The organism is Methanobrevibacter sp., from assembly GCF_017431965.1.
Classification (GTDB): Archaea; Methanobacteriota; Methanobacteria; order Methanobacteriales; family Methanobacteriaceae; genus Methanocatella.
In genome coordinates, this window is sequence record NZ_JAFRKB010000033.1 from 85945 (window position 1) to 110122 (window position 24178).

The following is a 24178-nucleotide window of genomic DNA, read 5'->3' on the forward strand; positions in this document are numbered from 1 at the left end:
TTATTCACCCGAATTAAGGTAATTTTCAACACATTCATCCAATCCTTTATCTAAATCCATAATAGGTTCCCAATTGGTTCTTGTTCTGATTTTTTCAGTTGATAATAATCTTCTCTCAGGGTCGGATTCACGGTAACCTTCAAACTTGATAACAGGCTCATCAATACCCATTTTTTTAGCAATCAATTTTGTCAAATCAATGATTGATATTTCTTCATCTGTTGCCACATTATAGATTGTACCATCCAGTGCGGAGTCTGTTTTAGCCAATGCCAATACTGCACTGCAGCTATCATAATTGTTTAAAAATGTTCTGCAGTTCTTTTTGGAATTTTCCAATAGTGTTACTTCACCATCATTTTTAAAGCTGTTTATGATGTGAGGTATAATATGTTTTGGTAATTTTTCATTTTTACTGTAAACATTAGCAAAACGAATGGAACAACCTTTAATTTTACCGTTATCAACTGCATCCTTCATGAAAAACTCAGTCAATAGCTTTCCGGTTGCATAACTTGTCCTTTGACTGTGTTCCGCATTTGCCATAGTGATGAAATCAGATTCCTTAACACCGCCATCTTCATTCCATGAATTCATTGAATAAATTTCAGAAGTGGAACAGTTGATGTATTTTTCAGCACCGACTTCAATAGCCTGAGTTAAAAAATCATTCATGCTAACCACATTGGTTTCGTAAGTTTCATAAACGTTGTAAAAATGTTCTGTGTGAACAACAGCTGCACAGTTAATATAACAAATTTCATCAAAATCATCTTTCAAATCTAAAACTAATGATTTGATTTCATCCATCTGCTCTTTGTTGTTTAAGTCATATTCATAAAAATCAAAGCGGTCATCATCCAAACAGTCTTTTACTGTATCTATTGATGATGCATAGAAATTGTCGAAACCAATGATTTTTACTTCATCTTCATCTTGGTTTAAAAGTTGTCTTACCAACTCGTTACCTGTCATTCCAGTAACACCACTAATAACATATAAAACTTTCATAAATAAACCTTCTTAAATTCCATTTTCTAACCTTAAACGATAAAAATCATCAATACTTCCATCATACAAAGCCATAGCTTTATCTTTTGGATATTTAACATACCTGAGCTCAACGCTCATTGAATCTGTGTCAAGAATTGCATATTGTGCATTTGGATTATGGTTTCTAGGCTGGCCCACAGATCCGGGATTAATAAATAAAACAGACTTTTTATTTCTCATATCAGGATTGTCAACATCGTAAAAATACTGAAAAACGTGAGGATAATGAGAATGACCTGACAAGACAATGTCAAAATCAGAATAATCTCCATTTAAGTTATCTGGAAAAATTGCTTTCCAATAATAATCAATTAAGGAACCATGAATCGCCAAAACTTTTTTATCATCAATTTCAAATTCATATCTTCCTTCATGAATCAAATCCTTATTTAAATAATCTTTAGATTCCTCAGTGAGTTGGGATTCTGTGAATTTTGCTGAATCAACACCTCGTTGGTTTGAAAAATGGTCAAAATCTTTAGTCAAAATAGCTCTTTCATGATTTCCCCAAATATTGCATATTATTTTTTCTGACAAATTATCCTTAACGCATTCTATTACCTCATTTGATTGCATTCCATAATCAATCAAATCACCTAAAAGAATAATTGATTCAATATTTTGATTATTCAAATCTTCAATAACCTCTGTTAATGCAAACAGGTTTCCATGAATATCTGATAAAATTGCATATTTAGACATGTTAATCGTTTTATAATTCATCAATTAATGTGATAATATCCTTGATAGATAGTAATTCTTCATCGATTTCGTGGGCTCTGTGATATTTTAAAATGGATTTTGCTGCATTTTGCATAGCCGGGAAAGCTGCTCTTAACAATTGATTTGCATAAATTACAATATTGACGCCGTGCTCGATGAGTTCTTCTTCAGTTACTGTGTTATAGGAAGACGGAACTACTACAATTGGAGTTTCACTGTCTTTTTCTCTAAATTTATCACAGAATTCAAGTATCTCATCCGGTTCCTTTTTCCTACTGTGTATCATTATACCATCTGCACCGGCATCCCTAAATGCAAATGCCCTTTCTAGTGCATCTTCCATTCCTTGCTCAAGAATTAAACTTTCAATTCTTGCAATAATCATGAAATCATCTGATAGTTGTGCGTTTTTACCAGCTGCTATTTTTTCACAGAAATGTTCAATGTCATCTTGAGTCTGCTCCACTTCAGTTCCAAATAGTGAATTTTTCTTTAATCCTACCTTATCTTCAATGATTACTGCTGAAACACCCATTCTCTCAAGAGATCTTACCGTATAGACAAAATGCTCTGTAATTCCACCAGTATCTCCATCAAAAATAATCGGTTTGGTTGTAACTTCCATTATGTCATTGATTGTTCTGAATCTGGAAGTCATGTCCACCAATTCAATGTCCGGTTTTCCCTTTTCGGTACTGTCACATAAACTGGATATCCACATTGCTTCAAACTGATCAACATGTTCATCATCGGCAATGACAGTTTTTTCAGCAATCAAACCAGTCAACCCGCTGTGAACTTCAATTGTTTTTACAACAGGAACAATATCCAATAATTGTCTTAATCTTTTTCTTCTAAGCTCAGGCATTGCCAATTTTTCCCTCATTTGCCTGTCCATCTTTTGAATTTTGGGATTGAATGTATATGGAATTTCTATCAATTCCCCACCATATTTATCCAGAACATTGATGATATTTTTCCGGATAACTTTCATGGAGTCCTCAGCCCAGTTATCTCCATGGATAACATAATCCGGACGCAATTCCTTTACAATATCATCATACATGACTTGATGCTGTATGACAACATCTTTAATGTCTGGAATTGATTTGACCAATTCGACACGTTCTTCTGTTGATTTTAAAGGAAATCTATTATACTTAACCATTTCAGAATCACAAAGGACACCAACAACAACATCACCATACTTTTTTGCTTCATTAATCAGGTTCAAGTGTCCATCATGGATAACATCGGTACAAAAACAAGTATAAACAATTGGTTTATCAGAGCTCATAGTCATTACCTTTACTATTATAATATATTATTTATAAAAAAAGAAATATTTAAAAATTTCCAAGACATATATAATTATTAGATTCATAAAAAAATTTATGGGAAAAATATGTTCAAATCAAAAAGATATGATGACAAAACATTAAGACATCTTCAAAAAGTTCAACTGATGATGTTGAAGGATTTCATTAAAATTTGTGAAAACAATGATATACTTTATTTCATTAATGGAGGCAGTTTGCTTGGAACTATCCGTCATGAAGGATTCATTCCATGGGATGATGACATTGACTTGATGATGTTTAGAAAAGACTTTGAAAAACTGGATTCCATCTTTGACAATGAAAACAATGAAAAATATAGGCTCATTAATGTATTGAATGAAGAAACCTATCATTATACTTTTGCTAGGATAATGTTGAAAAATACCATTTTCGAAGAATGGTGGGCCGATCAAGTAGATTACACCCAAAATATTTTCATTGACATTTTTATTCTTGATAATATTCCCGACAAAGGATTTAAAAGGTCTATTCATAAATGGAAATGTTTTGCACTTAATCAGATGATATATTATTCACTTATAAAATTCACGGATGATTCTAAATTCAAAAGCTTTTTAAAACAATTATTGTATTATATTCTAAAAATAATTCCCGTTTCAACAAACACACTGAAAAGGAAATGCATAAATTCCTATAAGAAATACGAAGATTACGAATCCGAGGAGGTCTGTGATTTTCCCGCTCCATGCAACTTGCCCATCTATAAAAGAAATGATTGGTTACCTCCAAAAAAAGCCAAATTCGAGGATATTGAAGTGAACATACCTAATAATCCAGATAGCATATTGACAAGAATATATGGCGATTACATGAAATTACCACCAGAGGATAAGAGATTTAGGCCCGCACCGGAAAAAATTGACTTTGGAGAATATTAAAAAGGTGATGATTTGATAATAAATAAAATAATAGACGAAGATGCACAACAGATTATTGATGAAAATGATGGATTGAACGAATTATATAACTCTTCAGTAATGATTACAGGTGCAACAGGCATGATTGGAAGTTATTTTGTCTATACTTTAATGAAATTAAATGAAAATTACGATGCCAATATTGAAATAATCCCGTTGGTTAGAAATTTAAATAAATTAAATAAGCAGATTCTCTCTAAAGATTATGTTCATCCAGTTATCCAAGATGTTACTGAAAAAATTGAATACGAAAATGATGTTGATTATATAATTCACGCAGCCAGTCCGGCCAGCCCCAAAATAATGAAAGAAAAACCAGTTGAAACAAATTTCGCCAATACATTAGGCGCTGCCAATACACTAATGTTTGCAAAAGACCATAATACAAAAAAATACTTGTTTATATCCTCAAGAGAAATTTATGGTGCTCCACTTGAAAATCAGGAATACTTTTCGGAAGACAGTTTTGGAATTATTGACCAATTGATACCTAGAAATGCATATGCTGAAGGAAAAAAAGCTGCAGAAAACATGTGCGTAGGGTTTAAAAAAGAATATGGGTTAGATACTAAAATCGTTAGACTTGCCCATACATATGGACCTGGCATGAGTGTTGATGATGGAAGAGTTCAAGCAGATTTCCTAAAAAACTTGTTAAATGAAGAGGATATTGTTTTAAATAGTGATGGATCTTCAATAAGAACTTACACATATATCAGTGATGCAGTCAGTGCAATGTTTAAAATTATCTTAAAAAGCAAAGATATGGTATACAATGTATCAGATGAAAGAAACGAAGTTTCAATAAGAGAATTGGCTGAAACAATGGTTAAGATTTTACCTGAAAAACAATTGAAATTAGTGTTCAATATCAAAGATGAAGAGAATGACACAGGATATGCTCCTTTCAAGTTTGGTCTTTTATCATCTGAAAAAATTAGAAATGAATTGAATTGGAATGCTAAATATTCCGTTTTTGAAGGATTTAAAAGAACATTGGAATATTTAAAAATTGTATCTAACTAGCTTTTGTCGCATGAAAATAATCTTCAACTACATCAATAACATTGGACTTTACAAGACTTTTAGAATCTAACGGATAATCTTCTTCCAATATCTTCATGAAAGCATTTGGGAAAAATTGTTTAATCAAACCCAAAGGCAAATCACAAGAATCGATATTATTAAATAGATTGTCAATACTTGATTCAATATCCCCTCTGGACATATAATAACGAGACCTGTCGGAAAAGCTATATTTCCTTGAAAGTTCCTTTTCAAGCTCACTACCGATATAATAATTTTGCCAATCCTTTGGATTTTCGATCATTACCTCTTCAAGACATTCAATGAAATTAGCATGCTTGGCTTTATCTTTAATTAATTCCTTTTCCATCATGCTGAGTGCAAACAATCCTTCTCTAAATGCAAAAGTACATGCCGGGCCCACCTTCAGAATAGCTACACCATCACCCACCATTTCCTTTAGTTTAGCTGGAGGTTGATAATCAGTAGAATGTCCTTCAAATACCAAATTAGGATAATCTTTAAGGACTTTAGAAAGACCATTCATTTCTTCTCTTTCATAAAGATGTACATTAACATTACTAAATTCAACACCTGGTTGCACCACTACAGCAATAATATTATCCCATGCATTCTTAATTCCTGCTTCTTTGAATTTTTTATCATAAGCATTTATTGTATTTTTGAAATCATTAGGAGATGTCACTTGTAATGTATCAACTTCTTCAAACTCCCCACCAGGAATAGGCACCTCACTACCAATTACATAAACTGGATGGATTGAATTAGGGAATTTTTCAACTCGTTGTTTAAATGCCTCTTCGCAAACTTCATATAATTCCACACCTCTTTTAGCAATGACCTCATCAGACAGCTTAACATTAACATCATCGCTTCCCAGTCTCATACTGGTATCCAAGTGTATTTTAGTATATCCTGCCAATACTGCTTGTTCAACAAGCTCTTTAGCATTTTCCATAGCTTCTGTTTCTGATTTATCAGCCCATGCAAGTGGCCCAAAATGATCAGCACCCAATAAAAGTTTTTCTTTGGGAAAATCTACTTTATCCGCAATATCATAAATATAATCAACAAAATCATAAGGAGTCATATTCATATATCCTCCAAATTGATTTACCTGATTGGCAGTGGCTTCTATTAATACATAATCATTGAATTTTTTACTATATTCTAAGATAGCCTCAATTACAATGCCGTTCGCAGTACAAAATGAAGGAATACCAACATGGATCCCTAATTTTCTTTTAGAAAGGATTTCCTTAATAGGATGATTCATACATACACCTGTAAGTGTTAAATTATTTTTTTGATTCGAAGAAATAGCTATGAATAGTTTTTTTAAATATTTCAAGGTCATGAGGATAAGTGATCTTTAGATTAATAACATTTGCTTCAATTGTTTTCATCTTAATTCCATGTTCTAAAGCTAAAGCTCCTCCAGAAGTCATGCTTTCAAGTTCCTCATCAGTTGATTGGTCATAAATCGGGAATATTTCACCAAATTTAAAACCTTCAGGGGAAGCTCCAGCAACTAATTCCTGTCGAGGAATTACATCAGTTATAAAACCATCTTCACTCATTTTATAAACTGTGTCATATTGGAATGCTCCCAATGTTGCACCACCATATTCGTTAATAGCATCAATGACTTCTATTGTACCCGGTTCATCCACATAGGGGTGTGTTGCATCATGGAAAAGTACTATGTCTTCATCCTGAGCACAATGGGAAATGGATTTTAATCCATAATAAACAGAATGTGAACGAGTTTCGCCACCGGCAACAATTGATATCGGATGTTTAAGTTCCAAACTGTCAACCCATTTTTGTACATAATCAATCCACATTTCATTTGATACAATTACTATTTCATCAATACAATCCAATTTATTATAAGAACGCAATATATAAAAGAAAATTGGAATACCATCAATTTCAATGTACTGTTTAGGCCTATCGGCACCCAATCTTGTGCCGCTTCCACCCATCATCAATAATAAATAATTCATTTAATCACATCTTTTAAAAAACACATCTATATTAAATTAATTAGATAATTACTTAAAGTATATATTATCATTCTTAATAAAAGTTTTTCAAATCTATTTAAAAAATCAATTTTGCCACAATTTTATATATTAAATTAACATATAAAATAATATGAATTACAAGATTAGTGTAATTATTCCATGTTATAATGCTGAATCAACATTAAAACGATGCATAGACTCAGTAATCAATCAGACATTTGGTTTTGAAAATATTGAACTTATCTTATATGATGATGCATCTACAGACTCTACTAAAAAAATAATAGAAAATTATGCTAAACAATATGAAAATATTGTTCCGATATATTCCTCAGAAAACAGCGGTTTTCCCGTACGAGGAAGAAATAAAGGAATAGAAATAGCTTCATCAGATTACATTATGTTTATGGACAATGATGATGAATATGATTTGAATGTATGTGAATTTTTCTATAATATTATTAATGAATCAAATCCTGATTTGATTTCCTGTGGAAAAGTTAATTTAGACAATATCACCACAAAGTACACTCCAACTAGTCCAAATGGGAAAGAAAAAATCAATATTGCTAAAGAAGACATAATATACTTTGAAGACAGGTTCATATGGAACAAAATATACAAACGAAGCATTTTAATTGAAAACAACATTCTGTTTCCCGAAGGAAAATATGCTGAAGATTTATATTTTACTATTTTGTATTTATTGCATTGCAACTCTTTAATTGATGTTCCGGAGTATAATGGATATATACGCCATGTTCAAGAAGATTCAATTTCAAGAACATGGGATTTGAATGATTTGACTATGATAATTGGCGTAGACAAATTAATCTATTCAAAAATATCAAACAATAAGAATATAGATTTTTCCAGATTATATAAAAAAGAAATCAGTATTTTAATATACAAATTATATGGACTGCATTTACTAAAAGAAAAACAGGGAGTGATTACTTATTTAAATCATTTATATGATTTTGAAAATGACATTTCGTTTAAAGGATCACTAGATACTTCAATTCAAGATATTGCCAATAAATTGCTATTAAAAGAAAGATTCAATTTATGTTATTATTATCTTAAAATTGTTGAAAAAATTTATGATTCACATATACTTAGAAAATTATATCGTAAAACAAATAATTTGTGATTACTATAAATATTTTGAAAACTATAAAAAATATTATTCATCATTTTTCAATGAAAATCAACATTAGTTGGTAAAACTATTGAATTAAAAAAAGTTTAGAATGGATTTAATACTTTTAGTAAAACTTCTATTATAAAATCCCTAACTTAGGAAGATACCATGTTTAAAAAGATTTCATATTTAATTGACTATTTTAAATATCTTGATAATCCAATTGAAGCTTTAAAATTTAAATTTGGATTAACAAAATCATGCAACATCATTACTAAAAATTCAAAAAAAGAAATAACTATCCATAATGAATTCACATTAAATAGGTTGATGAGGAAAATTAAATATCTCTCCCCCGATAAAACTACTGAATTTTTAGAATATATGGAAGAAATTGATGAAGATTCAGAATATGTTGTTATTGGGGATATAAAATATGTTAATATTTTCAATTCCAGGTTTAAAGAGAAATCCTCTTTTGAGTATGAAATTTGTAATGAAGAATACTTCAGTAGTGATGAATGGGATATGATTAATTTTGAAGGCCGTCACGTAATTGACATTGGGGGGAATATTGGAGATACTTCCTTATATTTTGCAAAAAGAGGTGCAAATGTTATTGGATTTGAACCGGTGAAACATTTATTTGATTTGGCTCTTGAAAATATAGCATTAAACGAGGACATAAAAGAAAAAATTATTTATGTCAATAAAGGTGTTGGTGCAAAAAGAGGAACATTAAAAATCGATGCAAACTCCATTAAAAGTTATATTGGTAACGATACATATGATATGGAAATTATAACTATTGAAGATATATTTAACAATTATGAATTCACTCCAGATATTTTAAAAATGGACTGTGAGGGTTGTGAATTTGAAATTATTCTTAATGAAAATTTAACCATGTTTAATGATATTGTCTTTGAACATCATTCCAAAATAGCTAATAAAGACTATAAACCACTTATAACAAAATTAAAAGAAGAAGGATTTGTAATAGATACATATCCCGTTGCTGCCAGCGGATTAAATTTTGAAGATATTGGAATTATCCATGCATACAAATAACATTAAACTGATTTACTCCAACTAAAAAAAAACACACAATATATATTAATTAAAAAATTATTGGATTTATTCATAGTCCAATGATGAAAAGTTTTTATACTGTTAAGCAAAAAAAATTCTAAAAATGTAAACTGTAAAAATTGAAAAGAAATATTAAAATGATAAAATGAGTCAAGTAAAAACAATATTCAAAAATATGAGCTGGTTACTCATTTCACAGATAATAGCTAGCATTTGCGGGTTTATCTGGACAATCTTAATGGCCAGATATCTTGGAGTCAGCAAATATGGTATTTTTGGATTTGCAGTATCCTTAACTGGAATGATGTCCATCTTATTTGATTTAGGAATTGGAATTCATAGTGTTCGCCATATTGCAACAAATTATAATTCCGCCCCCAAATATTTGGGCAATGTAATACCATTAAAAGGATTATTTTCAGTTATGGGATTTATTGCAATATTGATTGTTCTAATAATAATGAAATCAAATGAAATTACAATAATTGTTACATTACTTTTTGCTATCGAACAGATTATAAAGAAATTTGTAGAATTACTTAATGCTACTTTTCAAGCTTTTGAAGAAGGCAAATATCAAGGAATTGGAAACACTATACTAAATACCCTCTTACTTGTTTTTATATTAATTGCAATTTACACTGATATGGATCTTTATGGAATAGCAGTAGCCTACATCTTAGCTAATGTAATTGCATTACTTTATGAATATTATGTTTTAAAAAAATATATCACTCAACCTAACTATGAATTTGATACATCATTTTGTAAAAAAATTACAATAGCGTCAATCCCATTTGCAGCCACTGTTATTTTATCATCCATTTATTATTCAATCGATATTGTTATGCTTACAAATATTGTTGGAGATTATGCAACAGGAATCTATAATGCTACATATAAATTAATTTCAGTATTAACATTATTTTATTCCGTTTATACAGCAGTTATTTTCCCAGTAATGAGTAAATTTTATAAAAATGATGAAAAAATGCTTTTAACAAGTTATGAAAAATCGATTAAATATTTAATGATTATTATAATCCCTCTTGCAGTATCAACAATGATTTACTCTACAGATATAATTCATTTATTCTATGGTTCCGAATATGATTCAGCATCATCTGTTTTATCTATTTTAATTTGGACTGTCTGCTTATTGTTCATTAGTGGTGCAGGAAATACATTATTAAATGCATCACATAAAGAAATATCAGTTACATATATTTATTTAATAGCAGCAATATTTAATGTCGTTTTAAATCTAATTTTAATTCCAAAATACTCATATAACGGAGCTGCAATTACAACTGTTTTAAGTGATGTTATAATTGTAATTATACAAACTTATATAATTTATAAAATAGGACACAGACCAGATAGAAAATTATATGTAGATATTTTAAAAATCATCATTGGATCTACAATTTTAGGAATTGCATTATTCTTCTTGAACTTAAACATGTGGGTAGCAATTCCAGTTGGAATAATAATTTACTTCCTATTAATTTATTTATTAAGAGTCTTTGATGATGATGACACATATGTCTTAAAAGAGATTTTAGGGAAAAATTAACATAAAAAGAATTATAGTTGCAGGAGGAACTGGAACTCACCTTTTCACAATAACATTATTTATATACTTTTAATCTTCAAATTTTCCCCCCAGATTACTATATTTTTTATATATCATGATTTTTTTATTTCACAAGGTGTGTATGAAAATTATTAAATACTTCTTTTAAATTAATTATTTTTATGAACAGAAAATGCATAATTGCCATCATTGCAATACTTTTAATAATTTGTGCCTGTGCTTTTGCACTTACACATTTCTCAAATACTGGTTCTACATCCACAAGTATTGATGCAAACGCACTGGAAGACAGAGGAAACCTAGTTGTCGACGGGAAAACTTTAGACGAAAGCAAAGGATTATATCACACAGACAGTGCGGAAACCAATGCTATTTTAGTTAAAAACGGAGGAGTCCTGAAATTAGTCGACTCCCTTTTAAATAAAACAGGAGATACACAGACTTCAGGAGATGATGCTGACTTTTATGGTGTCAACTCAGCTATTTTAGTAAATACCAACGGTACTCTGGATATTTCAAATGTTGAGATTATCACAAATTCCAAAGGCTCAAACGGAATTTTCGTAACCAATGCGGAAGCTTCAAGCAGTGGCTCTTCACAAGGCTCAGGAGACGGAGGCCAATCACCAGAAGCAACCGGAAATGGCGGAGCCGGACAAGGTTCAGGAGACGGAGGCCAACCACCTGAAATGCCTGAAGGTTCAGGTGAAGGAGGACAACCTTCTGGCGGCAGCGACGGAGGACCTGGCGAAACAACAGTCGAAGGCACAACCCAAGCAAACATCAACAACGTGAAAATCACCACCCACTCAGACAAGTCAAGAGGGCTTGATGCAACATACAACGGTATAATCAATGCAGTTAATGTAATCATCAATACTGACGGTCAAAGCTGTGCGGCTCTTGCAACAGATCGTGGAGAAGGTCAGGTGCATGTCAAAAACTCAGAAATCAACACTGGAGTAAGTAAAGATTCAGGAAGAGGCTCACCTTTAATCTATTCAACAGGAAACATCACCTGTGAAAATACTAAAGGAACTTCATATGTATCCCAAATAGCATGTATTGAAGGTAAAAACTCAATTGAATTAAAAGATTGTGACCTGACAGGTTATGCGGAAGGTAACAGAAAAGATGGGGATGCTTACGTTGATTTGGGCGGAATATTCATCTACCAAAGCATGAGCGGTGATGCAGACGTTGGAACATCCCATTTCACAGCGGAAAATACCAAATTAGCAATAGCTGAAGACTCTTCAGTTTACAAAGAGGCTCCAATGTTTCATGTAACAAACACTGCTTGTGTAATTGACCTGGAAAATACCGAGTTAAGCTTCGGCAGCGGATTATTTTTAGAAATTGCCGGTCAAAACCAATGGGGAACTCAGGGTTCCAATGGAGGAACAGCTGAAGTAAACACAAATAATGAAAAAATAGAAGGAAACGTAATTGTTGATTCAATAAGTTCTTTAACTTGGATTATGAAAAATACTGAGTTTAAAGGAGCAATCAACTCCACAGGAAACACAACCGTTAATGTGGCTGAAGGATCAACCTGGACCCTAACTGGTGACAGTTCCGTTTCTGCTTTGGAAGTTTCCGGAAATATTGACTACGGTTCATACACCTTAACCGTAAACGGTCAAAAATATACAAGTTCAAATCCTTTTAAAGGGTAAAATTATTTTTAAGAGGATAATACCTCTTAATTATTTTATTTAATTAAAAATAGCATTTAATGGATTCTAATAATATTATCAACTTTATCAAAATCGCTATCAAAACTAATTATTTCATTAATACCATATTTTTTCATTATAGCAACATACATTGCATCAAAAAATGAAAGTGTTGAATCATATTTGACAAACTCACTCATTGCATCACCATAACAATTTGTATCTTCAATAACCTGAAAAAAATTTGGAATGCTTCTATAAATTTCCAAAATTTCTTTTGTTTCAAGTTTATTCTTTAATACAGTAATTGTTTCTGCAATGACTAAACTAGATATCACCAATTCATGATTTTTAATATTTTTATAAACTTCTAAAGCTTGTGGATGCCAATAATCATTGGAAACGAATAATGCTACAACAAAAGTAGTATCCAAAAAATACATTGATTATGCACCCCCATTTTTAAATTCATGCTTCAATTTTACGCAATTGATTTTATTCTTTGCTTTAAATTTCCCTACAAAATCATCCAAATCAATATTTTTTTGTGGTGTTGCTTTAGGATACATATTATGCTTCCTTAAATTATTAGGTGAAATTACTTTAATTTTTTTATAATTAAAACTATTCATATTACCACCTAACTTTATATTATATTCCTAACTATTTAAATATTTCCTAACAATTTACAGCCTATTATTTTTAAAATCCTGTTTTAATTTAACAGAATCGATATTTTCGCTAGCAGAATATCTTCCAACCATATCATCCAATGACAGTTCCTTTATAAATTCCAATTCAACTTTTCCATTTTCATTTATATTCCACTCTATTTTATAGGATTTATCTAAATTAAATTCCTTGCGAATTTCAGCAGGTATAACTGTTTGGAATTTATCATAAATACTTGTTACACTAACCATCAAATCACTTCCTAACTATAATTTAATTTCATAACTTTATATAAATATTTATATCAAATTATAATTTTGATAAACACTATCAATTACATTTAAAAATTATAGCTAATCCTGAATGATTAAAAAAAAGTAGTACAATAATTTTTTGTTAAAAAAAAGAAAAGAAAGTATTAACAGTCGAAACCTGCTTCATATACTTCTTTTAACAGTTCCGGTTGGGATTTAGCATCACCTATAACAGTGAAAACAGCCTTTTCAGTCGGGTTTTTTGAAAAGCTGATGAAATCCCTGATTCCAGTCAATGCATTGCCGTTTGAAGATCCTGCTGCTGTTATGATATAGTAATCCTTATCTTCCAAGTGGTTAAATATAGGATAACATCTGTCAAAGAACCTTTTCAGTGTGCCGCACATGGAATAGTAATAGATTGGGGTTGCATATACGATTACATCCGCTTCCATCATCTTGTCAAGGACTTCAGCCAGACCATCTTCCTGGAAACATTTCATTTCAGGAGTTTTGCACCTCATGCACGCCTTGCATGCGTGGAATCTGATTTCTTCCAAGTTATACTTGACAGCAGCATTATCTGCATCAAGGGCACCCCTTACAAATTCATCGCATAAAGTGTCTGAATTTCCACCGATTCTCGGTGAAGAACTAATTACAATAACCTTTTTACTCATCTTCAATCCATCCTTTTGCTTTTGATACATCGCCCATGAATCTCATACCTTTTGAAAAATTGAGTTCAGGATATGCTGCCTGCAAATCGCTTACGCATTTGTCAATTCCGGATCCCCCAGAAGTGCAGAATGCCTTAATTGTTTTTCCGCTTAAATCAACGCTTTCTATGAACGTATTGATTATTGTAGGTGCGGTATACCACCATACCGGAAAACCGATTACAACAGTATCATAACCTGAAACATCACAGGATTCTTTGATTGGAGGTCTGAACTCCTTGTCGTTCATTTCAATTGTTGATCTTGAATCCTTATTTGTCCAATCAAGGTCTTCAGGAGTGTAAATCTCTTCAGGCACAATTTCAAAAATATCATAATCATTTTCGCTAGCTATCTTTTCGGCGACGCTTTTAGTTACACCGCTAGCTGAGAAATAAGCTACTAAAACATCACTCATTTTATCACCTATTTTAAAGTTAAGACATTATCATATATAAAATTGTTTATACATGCAACAATCCCCATATAAAAAAAATAAAAAATAATTATCAACTATGCAGTTGATAATAATGTTTCAATTGAAGGAATTCCATAATTATTAGCAATGTTTTGTTTAATACTAACATCTTGTTCCAATTTATTATCTACAAAAGTGAAATTTATCTCAAGTTTGATTAAATCATCGTTAACACTAATAGACATATTAATATCCGGAGATACTAAAAATTTCTTATCGATACCTAAAATCTTTGAAGCACTAATCATTTCTATTGCAACAGGACAATAATTTTCATCAAAATCTAAAATAATACCCTTGCATATTTCAATAGATTTCAAATATTTAAAATCATTCTTAATAGTCAAATCAACTAAATCATATTCATAATCATATATATAATTTAATTTAAAAGCTTGCATTAATGTTGCCTCCTCTTTTCATTTTTAGGTATTACTGTCATTATACAAATCTCATCAGAATTAATTATATCCACAACAATATATAAATCATCATTATTATTAAACTCATAAATTAATTCAAATCTATTATAATAACCTAACGTTTTCTGAATACCTACAGGAATTTCATTTAATAATTTTTCGTCAACTACACCTTGATTAATATCCCTTTGATATGATTTTCTTAAATAATGTTTAGAATATTTTATCCCATATGGATTATTCCGAACATGAAATAAAACTTCTTGCAGATAATTAATATTAAAATCTAATCTAATTCCCCCTTAAATTAATTATAGTTCACTAAAAAAGTTTATAAAATCAAATAAATAAATTTAACTAATTTAAAAACGAAATATTGTAATTTAAATGCAATATTTTATAATTAAATCAATTTTATAAAGTCAAATCAATTTTAATATTTCCTCAATTAAAACAAATAATATATACAAACAAAAACAAAATATAAAACAGTATAAATTAATGAGGTAAAAAAATGTCAAAACCCGTTGTTGCAATAACAAGACCTCAAGATAGAGCTAAAAAAGCTTGTGAAATTGTAGAAAAGTTAAGTGGGGTACCAGTGCTCGCACCAACTCTTGATTTAAAGCCGGTTAACACTGAATCATTAAGGGAATTGGTGGAAAGAAAAGATGAACTTGATTGGATTATATTTACATCCCCAACAACAATAGTTTCACTGAATAAGTTTTATCCGGATTTTATAAAAACTTTAGACTGCAAATTGGCAGTTATTGGAAATAAAACCGGGAAACTGGCTGAAAAGCAAGGATTGACTGTTGATTTGATGCCTGAAGATTTCACAGCAGAGGGCCTTATTGAAGAATTTGAAAAAAGAGGCATTACCAATCAAACAATAGGCATTCCAAGAACCGCTTCTGCAAGACCTGTTTTACCTGAAAGCCTAGAAAAACTCGGAAACAAGGTAATTTTAGCTGAAGCATACAAATCACTCTTTCCAATGGACGATACAAAAGTTAAGGAATTAATAACTAAAATCAAAAACAAGGAAATTGATGCAATAACTTTTACAAGCCCACTTACTGTTGAAAACTTCTTCACAATAGCTGAAGACAAACAGGAAATAGCTGAAATGTTGAATGAAAACTTGTTGACAGTTTCAATCGGCCCTATCACTGCAAAGGTTTTAGACAAATACAACGTTGATTACATTTACCCAGATACATATACGGTTCCAGACATGATGGAACTATTATTTGAAACATTGAATAGGTGTTAGAATGATTACTATTTGGCCACAATATTTAAATAAAAATTTAAGTCTTTCCGAAGGCCGTAAAATCTCACTGGAGGATGCTGTTAAAGATCCAACCATAAATGACATTGAAAAAGCCCTAAAAAGACTTGGATTACAGTATAACGTGCAAAAAGAGTTTTCATATCCTGGAAAATGGTATGAAAAATCCGGAAGAGTTTTAGTGGAATGGGATAAGACCAAATTAGAGCTTATCCGTGAAATCAGTTTAAAGATAAAAGAATTCAAGAAATGATTACTATGGAAATGCCACAACTAATGAGCCAGCAATACCATCAGGCAAGAGAAATCATTGAGCAGTCAGAAGACATTAAAATCTACTCACATATCGATTGTGATGGTATCTGTTCAGGCGCAATATTATCAACCATCCTTGACAGACAAAATAAACCCCATGACATTGAATTCGTTAATTTAGATGTCTTGGACGATATAGAACTTGACCATGAGCTTACAATATTTTCAGATTTGGGTTCAGGCCAGAGAATTGACACAAAAGCAAAAGACTCACAAAAAATTATAATCCTTGACCACCACCCTCCCTTAAGAGACATCGATTATAAAAATGACAAGAATTACACTTACCTCGAAATTAATCCTTTGCATCATGGAATTGACGGGTCATATTACGTTTGCGGTGGAGGATTATGTTATTTTCTTGCAAAGGAATTTGGATACACTGACTTAAGCTGGATTGGAGTCCTGTCCGCTATTGGAGATATGCAAAATACAAAATCCGGGCATTTTGAAGGTTTGAATGAAATAATTCAGCAGGATGCAATTGATGAAGGATATCTTGAAGTGACCAAAAATGACATTAACATTTATGGGCGCAACACCAGACCATTATTTGTTGCGCTTTCATATTTCAGTGATGTGAAATTGCCGATTACCAACAATACTACCGAAACAATGGCCGTTTTGGAAGAACTTGGTATTGATGAAAAACACAACAGGAAAACACTGAATGAACTAAGCATGCCAGAAAAGGCAAAATTATACCAAAAGCTCGTTGAGATGATTTCAAAGGTTGTTCCGGGAAAATATGTTAAGTATATTCCTCAGCTCATCATAGGAGATTCATATACCTTCTTAAAAGAGGATGAAGACAGTTTCCTAAGAGACGGATCTGAATTTTCAACTGCAATGAACGCCTGCGGAAGAAATCATGAAGAGAAAGTTGCGATGGAAGTTTTAAAGGGTGATAGAATCGAAGCTCTTGACGAACTTGAAGCAATCAGTAAAACTCATCGCTATAATTTAGCTACCTCAATATCCAGCGTTGCTGAAAATGATGAAACCAACATAATAGAATTGGAAAACCTCCAATACTTTGATGGCACAGGTATTAAACCTGAAATTGTTGGAACCGTGACTGGAATGATTCTAGGATATTGCAATTGGAAAAAGCCGATTATTGGATTTACTCAAACGGATGAAAATGGCCTTAAAGTTTCTCTTAGATGCTCTAGATTACTTTCATATGACGGAATTCATTTTGGAAATATTATTCGTGAAATTTCATCTGAAGTTGGAGGAACTGGCGGAGGACATGCGATGGCATGTGGTGCATACATTCCAACCGATAAAAAAGATGAGTTTATAGAATTATTTAATGAACGTTTAAACGGCAAAATTACAAACTAATTTATATAATATAAAACAAATAAATAATAAATTAAGTTAAGTTATAGGGGAATGAACTATATGAAAACTTTTAAAAAAAGAGGTGCTCTTACACATTTTCAAATTTTAAGTGAAATTTCAAAACAAGACCCTCATCTCAAACAAAAAGATTTGGCTAAAAGTTTAGGGATTACAATACAGGCTGTTTCAGAAAATATTAAAACATTAATCGAATTAGGTTATATTACATCAAAAGATGGTAGATCACCTTATAAAATTACCCAAGCAGGTATCGATAAAGTAAAAAGAGATGCTATAAGCTTAAGAAAATATACTGATTCTGTTCTAGAAACCATGAATCATTATAAAACCATCTGGCCCGCAATTGCTAAGGAAGACTTAAAGCAAGACGATATTGTTGGACTTTACATGGACAATGGAGTTTTATATGCTCACAAAAAAGAAGAAAATGCAACCGGCGTTGTCATGGAAGATGCTGAAGAAGGTAGAGATGTGGCATTAACTAATCTTACAGGCATTATTGACATGAGCGTTGGTGAAGTAACAGTCATTATTGTTCCAACAATTAAAGACGGCGGTTCTAAAGCTTGTGATTTAGAATTAATTAAGACAATTTTTGAAAATGGTACAAACAGCGGTGCTAAAATCGATAAAGTTGCTGTTGCAGGTACTGTTGCACGTGCTATTACAGGCATTCTCGATATAGATATTGACATTGAATTTGCAGCCCCTCATGCAACTGCAAATGCCGCTCGTAAAGGATTAAATGTTATTGCAATATGTGTTGGAGATATGAGCAAAGCATTCATCCGTGAGCTTGAAAATGAAAAAATCAAATTCAATATAATTGATGGTGGAAAATAATTAATTTTCCATTATCCTTTTTAATAGTCCAGCAGCCAGTTCAGTTGAACTAAAATTCTTATTTTCACTCTTTTCAATTATTTTAACATATTCATCCAGATTATCTTTTGATTTTTTAACATCATTCAAAATAAGTAGACTTTTAAGTTCATTGATTTCTAAAAGCGTGGGGATTTGCTTTTGTGAAATGTTGTTTGATTTTTTAATATTATTGAATCTTGAAACCTCATCTGCTGAGACTAAACTAAGCGCATACCCTGTTTTGCCTGCACGTGCTGTTCTTCCAATACGATGAGTATAGTCATCAGCATTCTGAGCTACATCATAGTTAATTACTACATCAACCCCATCAATATCCAAACCACGTGCCGCCACGTCTGTTGCAACCAAAATGTTGATATTGCCATTTCTAAATTTATTCATTACTTTATCCCTGGCCTTTTGAGTCATGTCCCCATGCAATGCATCTACATTAAATTCCTGCTTTTTCAAGTGTTTTTTTACAAAATCAACACTTTTTTTAGTATTGCAGAATATTAAAATAAGTTTCACATCATATGCCATTATTAAACGAGTTAATGAATCAAATTTATCATTTATATCACATTTATAATAATATTGAGTAATTTTAGGAGCATTTTTCCTATTTGAAGAAATCTTAATGAATTTAGGACTTTTTTGATATTTTTTAGCAATTTCCCTGATTTCAGAAGGTATTGTTGCCGAGAAAAGTAAAGTTTGTCTTTGGTTAGGAGTATTGGACAGGATTTCCTCGATATCCTCCCTAAAACCCATTTCCAACATTTCATCTGCTTCATCCAGTACAACACTTTCAACTCCAATTAAATCAAGATTTTCCCTTTCGATATGATCAATTACACGACCGGGAGTTCCGACAACAATATGGACTCCTTTTTTTAATACCCTTGTTTGTTTTCCGATTGGTTGGCCACCATAAACTGCTAAAACCTTAAGTTTCTTAATTTTAGAGCCTACTTTATTTATCTCGTCTGCAACTTGCATGCATAATTCTCTTGTGGGGCATAGTATAATGGCTTGGGGAGATTTATCCGGAATGAAAATCTTTTCCAAAACTGGAATTGCAAAAGCGATTGTTTTACCCGAACCTGTTTGTGCCTGTGCAGTAATATCCATCCCTTTTAAAGCTTGAGGAATCGCCTTTTCTTGAATTGGTGTTGGTTTTGTAAAACCCATCTGCCCAATAGCATCCTTAATTTGTGATGAAATGTTAAAATCTTCAAAATTCATTATATAAATATTTAAAAAAATAGCTATTTAATTATTTAGATTAACTTTGATTGATGTGATTTTTGAGGAAATTCAGATATATACTTGAAAATTTCATTATTGTCACTTAAAATTCCATTTTGTGCAGTAACATCCCTAAAAATTTCCATCAATTCATTGTTTTTAGGTGACGGAATTGAATAACTGTTGCCGAATTCGTCGATATATCTCTTTTTTAAGCCAGGGAAATGTTCATCTAATTTTTCATAAAAGTATTGCCTGTTGCCATCCCTTAAGGTTAAGCCCATTTCAAAACAAATTATCCCCTTAACATTAGCTTCAATACAATAATCCAGGATTTTTTTAATATTTTCTTCATTATCGTTAATATAAGGCAGAATTGGACATAGCCAAACAACAGTTGGAATTCCTGCTTCTTTGAGAATGTTTAAGACTTCCACTCTTCTTTTTGACCCGCATACATTAGGTTCTAAAATCCTACATAACTCTTCATCTGCAGTTGTCAAAGTCATTTGAACGACTACTTTTGATTTTTCATTGATTTTTTTAAGCAAGTCCAAATCTCTTAATATCAAATCAGATTTAGTAATGCAAGTAAAACCAAAACCATATCGATATATCAGCTCTAAAGATTTTCGGACATATTGCAGATTTTTTTCAAGGGGAATGCATGGATCGCACATTGCCCCAGTTCCAATCATTGCTTTAGGCCTTTTGATAAGTTCTTTTTTCAGTAACTCCAAAGAATTCTGCTTAACTTCAATATCTTCAAATTCATGTTCCATTCCATAAATATCACTTCTTGAATCACAGTAAATGCATCCATGTGTACATCCCCTGTATAGATTCATTCCATTTTTTGAAGATAAAATGCTTTTAGACGTTGCATAATGCATGAACATAGTTTATAAAAAATCATATATAAAAAATTACTAAGAGCCGATGAAAAGTATTATCATCATCTAAAAACATAAGATGAACTATGCAACAAAAAAACATTACTGGATTTGACAAGGAATACTCAATTAAAAAACATCCTGACATAAAAGATGTTCAAATTATCGAAGGTAAAAACAATTTCCCAATTAGTTGGCTCAATCAACAAGGATATTGTGAATATCAGATATATCTCGAGTACATGAAAGGTATAGAAACTGCGCCTACCCCAGCAATGACTCACGGCAGTGAAATTCATCACCAACTTGAAGATATTTTCAAACAAGATGCAACACCTGCAACATTTGAGGAAGTTGTAGAAACATCCAAAAGCGAAGCCAGCATGTCAAGGGAATGTTTTGTTATTTCCCCAAAATACGGTATTAGAGGATACATAGATGAAATATGGATGAGTCCGGATGAAATTGTCATAATCGATGATAAGCCAGGTCGTACACCCTACCAATCCACCATGAATCAAGTAAGAGCATATTGTCTTGCTTTTAAAGATATGGCCGATGATACAAGGACAATTAAAGGTGCACTTAGAGAACGAGGTACCCGAAATCTCTTTTGGATTGAAATATTTACACCTGAAATTGAAAAAGAAATAGAATTTACAATAAATAGAATGCAAGGATTGTTAGATGGTTCAAAACCATTTATCCCCACCAAAAATCCGAATAAATGCCGATCCTGCAGATACAAAAGTTACTGCGAACATTACAAAAAATAATGTTTAAACAACCCTATTCAAACCCAAATATATTTTATTTTTTTTATAAACCTTTTCAAGAATTTCATTCCATTCATCGATAGTAATTCTTCCCTTATTTGGGATTAAATTATCTAAAGAAGACTCATTTACATTTAAAATATCTGATAAAATAAATGATAATGTTTTTCCGGTTAAGGATAAATCGTAAGGATCATAACCAGTTACGGCCAAAACCCACAGATTTTCACGGGTGGCTATTTTATATTCCTTTTTAAGAGATTCAAACCAACTGCTGATTTTATTACCCTCTTTTCCTATACCTGAACCGATTGAAATGTAATAATCTTCACCATCAAAATCAATTGAACTAATGGCATTATCGATTTTAGATTTAAGTTCAGGAGAATCGAGGCTCAATTCATATTCATTATTTGAAATATAATCGGATACGTAGTTTTCAATTTCCTTCTTATTTTTAAAATAGCCTATCGGTTCCAGCCTATCAGAATCAATATCGCACAAATCAAAAATCAAATCTTCATCAACTTCACAAATCTCATAACCTTCAAGCTTATGTGATTTATATTCCTTAAAATCAATGCAATAATTTTCTAAATCTTCCTTATTTAAATACCATAAAATCTGAACTTTTTTAATCATTATATCAAAAAATAAAGAATTGAGCTTATCTAAGCTCATCGACAACAACAGTCTTTGTAATATAGGCCAAAATCCTATCTTGATTTAAAAATTTACCTATAGCCCAATCAAAAATAATCGGAACCCAAAATATTTTAGATAAATTACGTACAATAGCTTGAGCCCAATTGATATACGCTCCATTTCTTGAACGGACTTGCAAATACATTAAAGCCTTACCAACGGTAGCGCCTTTTATTTTTTCACAAGCTACAAAATAAACAATAATCAAAATTGGAACAATGACTGGGAAAATTTGATATACATAGTAAACATCAACAGGATTCACCACTAAGAAAAATAAATAAGATAAAATCCACATGAATGATGAAACGACAAAAAAGTCAAGAACATAAGCAATTACCCTTCTTGTAAATACAGTAACCATTTTATCACCTTAACACACTCTTGGAACAGGATCTGCAATTGGCGCTTCAAGAATTCTTTCACCGCCAATAGGAGTGTTAACAATTACATAATTCCCTTCAACAACTTCGCCAATAATTGCGGCATTTTCACCATATTTTTCACCTTTAATAGCTTCAAGGACTGCTTCAGCTTTATCCGCTTTAACACCCATGACAACTTTTCCTTCATTAGCTACTTCAAATGGATCAATTCCTAACATTTCAGATACAGCGTGGACTTCCTCTTTTACTGGAATTGCCTCTTGTTCAAGTACAACACCAACACCGGCTTTGGAAGCCATTTCGTTAATTGCATTTGCAAAACCCCCACGTGTAGGGTCTTTCATTGCTGTAACTCCACCAATTTCTAAAGCTTTTTTAATTATATTCCACATAGGAGCAACATCTGATTTCAAATCTGTTTCAAAACCAAATCCTTCCCTAAATGACATAAGACTCATTCCATGGTCTCCCAAACTGCCTGTGACAATAATTTTGTCACCCACTTCAAGACCGCAATCACGAACCACTTCACCCTTTTTAGCTATCCCTATGCCTGTTGTAACCATAACAATACCATCAAGCTTATCGCGAGGCATTACTTTAGTATCACCGGTGATTACTGCAACTCCAACCTCTTCACAAGCTTCATTTAAGGATTTCATAATTTTATCCAAATCCTCTATTGGAAATCCTTCCTGCATGATGATTGCATTTGAAATAGCCAACGGCTGAGCTCCCATTACTGAAACGTCATTTATTGTTCCGGCAGCTGAAATCCTACCAATGTCACCACCTGGGAAAAATAATGGATCTATTGTATGACCATCTGTTGTAAAAACAATTTCATAATCACCTAATGGGATTGATGCTCCATCATCCAAATCATCTAAGCTAATACCGCCATTAACACTTTTTTTAGAAATATTATCTAAAACTGTACTAGCAATAAGATTAGCCATGACTTCTCCACCAGCACCATGATTCATATTTATTTTATCTTCTGACATTTTATCTCCTAATTCAATAGTATATAACAAGATAATATATGTAATAACAAGTATATAAAATTATGAAAAAAATATGAAATTTTTATTTTCCAAAAGTTTTAAAAAAATAGTTTAGGCACATTGGA

At 31.6% G+C, this 24178-nt stretch carries 27 protein-coding genes; 11 read left to right on the plus strand and 16 right to left on the minus strand.

Annotated features, from left to right (window positions below; translation table 11 throughout):
- Genes IJI93_RS04265 through aepX form a run of 3 tightly spaced genes read right to left on the minus strand, consistent with a single transcriptional unit; the run spans position 1 to position 3073 of the window.
- Positions 1–1011: an NAD(P)-dependent oxidoreductase gene (locus IJI93_RS04265; protein ID WP_292820390.1), complete on the minus strand. Its 1011-nt coding sequence runs from the start codon at positions 1009–1011 to the stop codon at positions 1–3.
- 12 nt (positions 1012–1023) lie between these two features.
- Positions 1024–1776 (minus strand): metallophosphoesterase, encoded by a 753-nt coding sequence (locus IJI93_RS04270; RefSeq protein WP_292820393.1) that lies wholly within the window; start codon positions 1774–1776, stop codon positions 1024–1026.
- A complete protein-coding gene (aepX, locus tag IJI93_RS04275; RefSeq protein ID WP_292820396.1) occupies positions 1766–3073 on the minus strand; it encodes a phosphoenolpyruvate mutase in 1308 nt (435 codons plus the stop codon). The genes IJI93_RS04270 and aepX overlap by 11 nt, the downstream gene beginning before the upstream one ends.
- A 108-nt stretch (positions 3074–3181) precedes the next feature.
- On the opposite strand from aepX, the gene IJI93_RS04280 reads away from it, so the two are divergent.
- On the plus strand, positions 3182–4015 hold the full coding sequence (locus IJI93_RS04280) for a phosphorylcholine transferase LicD (RefSeq protein ID WP_292820399.1): 834 nt from the start codon (positions 3182–3184) through the stop codon (positions 4013–4015).
- A 12-nt stretch (positions 4016–4027) separates the two neighbouring features.
- Positions 4028–5080: an NAD-dependent epimerase/dehydratase family protein gene (locus tag IJI93_RS04285; RefSeq protein ID WP_292820402.1), complete on the plus strand. Its 1053-nt coding sequence runs from the start codon at positions 4028–4030 to the stop codon at positions 5078–5080.
- Here IJI93_RS04285 and IJI93_RS04290 read toward each other — a convergent pair.
- Positions 5073–6377 carry a class II D-tagatose-bisphosphate aldolase, non-catalytic subunit gene (locus IJI93_RS04290; RefSeq protein WP_292820405.1) on the minus strand — a complete coding sequence of 435 codons (1305 nt, stop codon included), beginning with the start codon at positions 6375–6377 and terminating at the stop codon, positions 5073–5075. The two genes, IJI93_RS04285 and IJI93_RS04290, sit on opposite strands and share 8 nt — an antisense overlap.
- Before the next feature lie 22 nt (positions 6378–6399).
- On the minus strand, positions 6400–7110 hold the full coding sequence (locus IJI93_RS04295) for an IspD/TarI family cytidylyltransferase (RefSeq protein ID WP_292820408.1): 711 nt from the start codon (positions 7108–7110) through the stop codon (positions 6400–6402).
- A gap of 151 nt (positions 7111–7261) precedes the next feature.
- Here IJI93_RS04295 and IJI93_RS04300 point away from each other — a divergent pair, with 151 nt between their 5' ends.
- The 4 genes from IJI93_RS04300 to IJI93_RS04315 all read left to right on the plus strand — a co-directional run bounded on the left by IJI93_RS04300 (position 7262) and on the right by IJI93_RS04315 (position 12643).
- Entirely contained in the window at positions 7262–8284 is a 1023-nt protein-coding gene (locus tag IJI93_RS04300; protein WP_292820411.1) for a glycosyltransferase family 2 protein, read from the plus strand.
- 159 nt (positions 8285–8443) lie between these two features.
- Positions 8444–9346 (plus strand): FkbM family methyltransferase, encoded by a 903-nt coding sequence (locus IJI93_RS04305; RefSeq protein WP_292820414.1) that lies wholly within the window; start codon positions 8444–8446, stop codon positions 9344–9346.
- 166 nt (positions 9347–9512) lie between these two features.
- Positions 9513–10943: an oligosaccharide flippase family protein gene (locus IJI93_RS04310; RefSeq protein WP_292820416.1), complete on the plus strand. Its 1431-nt coding sequence runs from the start codon at positions 9513–9515 to the stop codon at positions 10941–10943.
- A 182-nt stretch (positions 10944–11125) separates the two neighbouring features.
- Positions 11126–12643 (plus strand): hypothetical protein, encoded by a 1518-nt coding sequence (locus IJI93_RS04315; protein WP_292820420.1) that lies wholly within the window; start codon positions 11126–11128, stop codon positions 12641–12643.
- 56 nt (positions 12644–12699) lie between these two features.
- Here the strand turns inward: IJI93_RS04315 and IJI93_RS04320 are convergent, their stop codons facing one another.
- The 6 genes from IJI93_RS04320 to IJI93_RS04345 all read right to left on the minus strand — a co-directional run bounded on the left by IJI93_RS04320 (position 12700) and on the right by IJI93_RS04345 (position 15167).
- Positions 12700–13086 (minus strand): type II toxin-antitoxin system VapC family toxin, encoded by a 387-nt coding sequence (locus IJI93_RS04320; protein ID WP_292820423.1) that lies wholly within the window; start codon positions 13084–13086, stop codon positions 12700–12702.
- Between the two features lie 3 nt (positions 13087–13089).
- Positions 13090–13275, minus strand: coding sequence for a hypothetical protein (locus tag IJI93_RS04325; RefSeq protein WP_292820425.1), 186 nt, complete (start codon positions 13273–13275; stop codon positions 13090–13092).
- Positions 13276–13329: 54 nt separating this feature from the next.
- Entirely contained in the window at positions 13330–13566 is a 237-nt protein-coding gene (locus IJI93_RS04330) for a type II toxin-antitoxin system PrlF family antitoxin (protein ID WP_292820428.1), read from the minus strand.
- A 167-nt stretch (positions 13567–13733) separates the two neighbouring features.
- Positions 13734–14249 carry a flavodoxin family protein gene (locus tag IJI93_RS04335; protein WP_292820431.1) on the minus strand — a complete coding sequence of 172 codons (516 nt, stop codon included), beginning with the start codon at positions 14247–14249 and terminating at the stop codon, positions 13734–13736.
- A complete protein-coding gene (locus IJI93_RS04340) occupies positions 14242–14706 on the minus strand; it encodes a flavodoxin (RefSeq protein WP_292820434.1) in 465 nt (154 codons plus the stop codon). The genes IJI93_RS04335 and IJI93_RS04340 overlap by 8 nt, the downstream gene beginning before the upstream one ends.
- A 95-nt stretch (positions 14707–14801) precedes the next feature.
- Complete coding sequence (locus IJI93_RS04345; RefSeq protein ID WP_292820436.1) at positions 14802–15167, minus strand: DUF2283 domain-containing protein; 366 nt, start codon at positions 15165–15167, stop codon at positions 14802–14804.
- A gap of 535 nt (positions 15168–15702) precedes the next feature.
- On the opposite strand from IJI93_RS04345, the gene IJI93_RS04350 reads away from it, so the two are divergent.
- The 4 genes from IJI93_RS04350 to IJI93_RS04365 are packed head-to-tail and all read left to right on the plus strand — an operon-like array spanning position 15703 to position 19014.
- The gene (locus tag IJI93_RS04350) at positions 15703–16467 is read left to right on the plus strand and encodes a uroporphyrinogen-III synthase (RefSeq protein ID WP_292820439.1); all 765 of its coding nucleotides are present in this window, start codon (positions 15703–15705) and stop codon (positions 16465–16467) included.
- Position 16468: 1 nt separating this feature from the next.
- Complete coding sequence (locus tag IJI93_RS04355; protein WP_292820442.1) at positions 16469–16738, plus strand: signal recognition particle subunit SRP19/SEC65 family protein; 270 nt, start codon at positions 16469–16471, stop codon at positions 16736–16738.
- A 5-nt stretch (positions 16739–16743) separates the two neighbouring features.
- Positions 16744–18150: a single-stranded-DNA-specific exonuclease RecJ gene (recJ, locus tag IJI93_RS04360; protein WP_292820445.1), complete on the plus strand. Its 1407-nt coding sequence runs from the start codon at positions 16744–16746 to the stop codon at positions 18148–18150.
- Between the two features lie 60 nt (positions 18151–18210).
- Entirely contained in the window at positions 18211–19014 is an 804-nt protein-coding gene (locus tag IJI93_RS04365) for a winged helix-turn-helix transcriptional regulator (protein WP_292820448.1), read from the plus strand.
- On the opposite strand, the gene IJI93_RS04370 is transcribed toward IJI93_RS04365, so the two are convergent.
- A complete protein-coding gene (locus IJI93_RS04370) occupies positions 19015–20283 on the minus strand; it encodes a DEAD/DEAH box helicase (protein WP_292820451.1) in 1269 nt (422 codons plus the stop codon).
- A 35-nt stretch (positions 20284–20318) separates the two neighbouring features.
- On the minus strand, positions 20319–21179 hold the full coding sequence (locus IJI93_RS04375; protein ID WP_292820454.1) for a radical SAM protein: 861 nt from the start codon (positions 21177–21179) through the stop codon (positions 20319–20321).
- An 86-nt stretch (positions 21180–21265) separates the two neighbouring features.
- Between IJI93_RS04375 and cas4 the strand changes: the two genes are divergently transcribed.
- Positions 21266–21955, plus strand: coding sequence for a CRISPR-associated protein Cas4 (gene cas4, locus IJI93_RS04380; RefSeq protein ID WP_292820456.1), 690 nt, complete (start codon positions 21266–21268; stop codon positions 21953–21955).
- A gap of 3 nt (positions 21956–21958) precedes the next feature.
- On the opposite strand, the gene IJI93_RS04385 is transcribed toward cas4, so the two are convergent.
- The 3 genes from IJI93_RS04385 to hypE are packed head-to-tail and all read right to left on the minus strand — an operon-like array spanning position 21959 to position 24053.
- Positions 21959–22597 (minus strand): hypothetical protein, encoded by a 639-nt coding sequence (locus tag IJI93_RS04385; RefSeq protein WP_292820458.1) that lies wholly within the window; start codon positions 22595–22597, stop codon positions 21959–21961.
- A 25-nt stretch (positions 22598–22622) separates the two neighbouring features.
- Positions 22623–23024, minus strand: a complete 402-nt coding sequence (locus tag IJI93_RS04390; protein ID WP_292820461.1) for an RDD family protein — start codon at positions 23022–23024, stop codon at positions 22623–22625.
- Positions 23025–23033: 9 nt separating this feature from the next.
- Positions 23034–24053 carry a hydrogenase expression/formation protein HypE gene (gene hypE / locus IJI93_RS04395; protein ID WP_292820464.1) on the minus strand — a complete coding sequence of 340 codons (1020 nt, stop codon included), beginning with the start codon at positions 24051–24053 and terminating at the stop codon, positions 23034–23036.
- Positions 24054–24178: the final 125 nt, after the last annotated feature.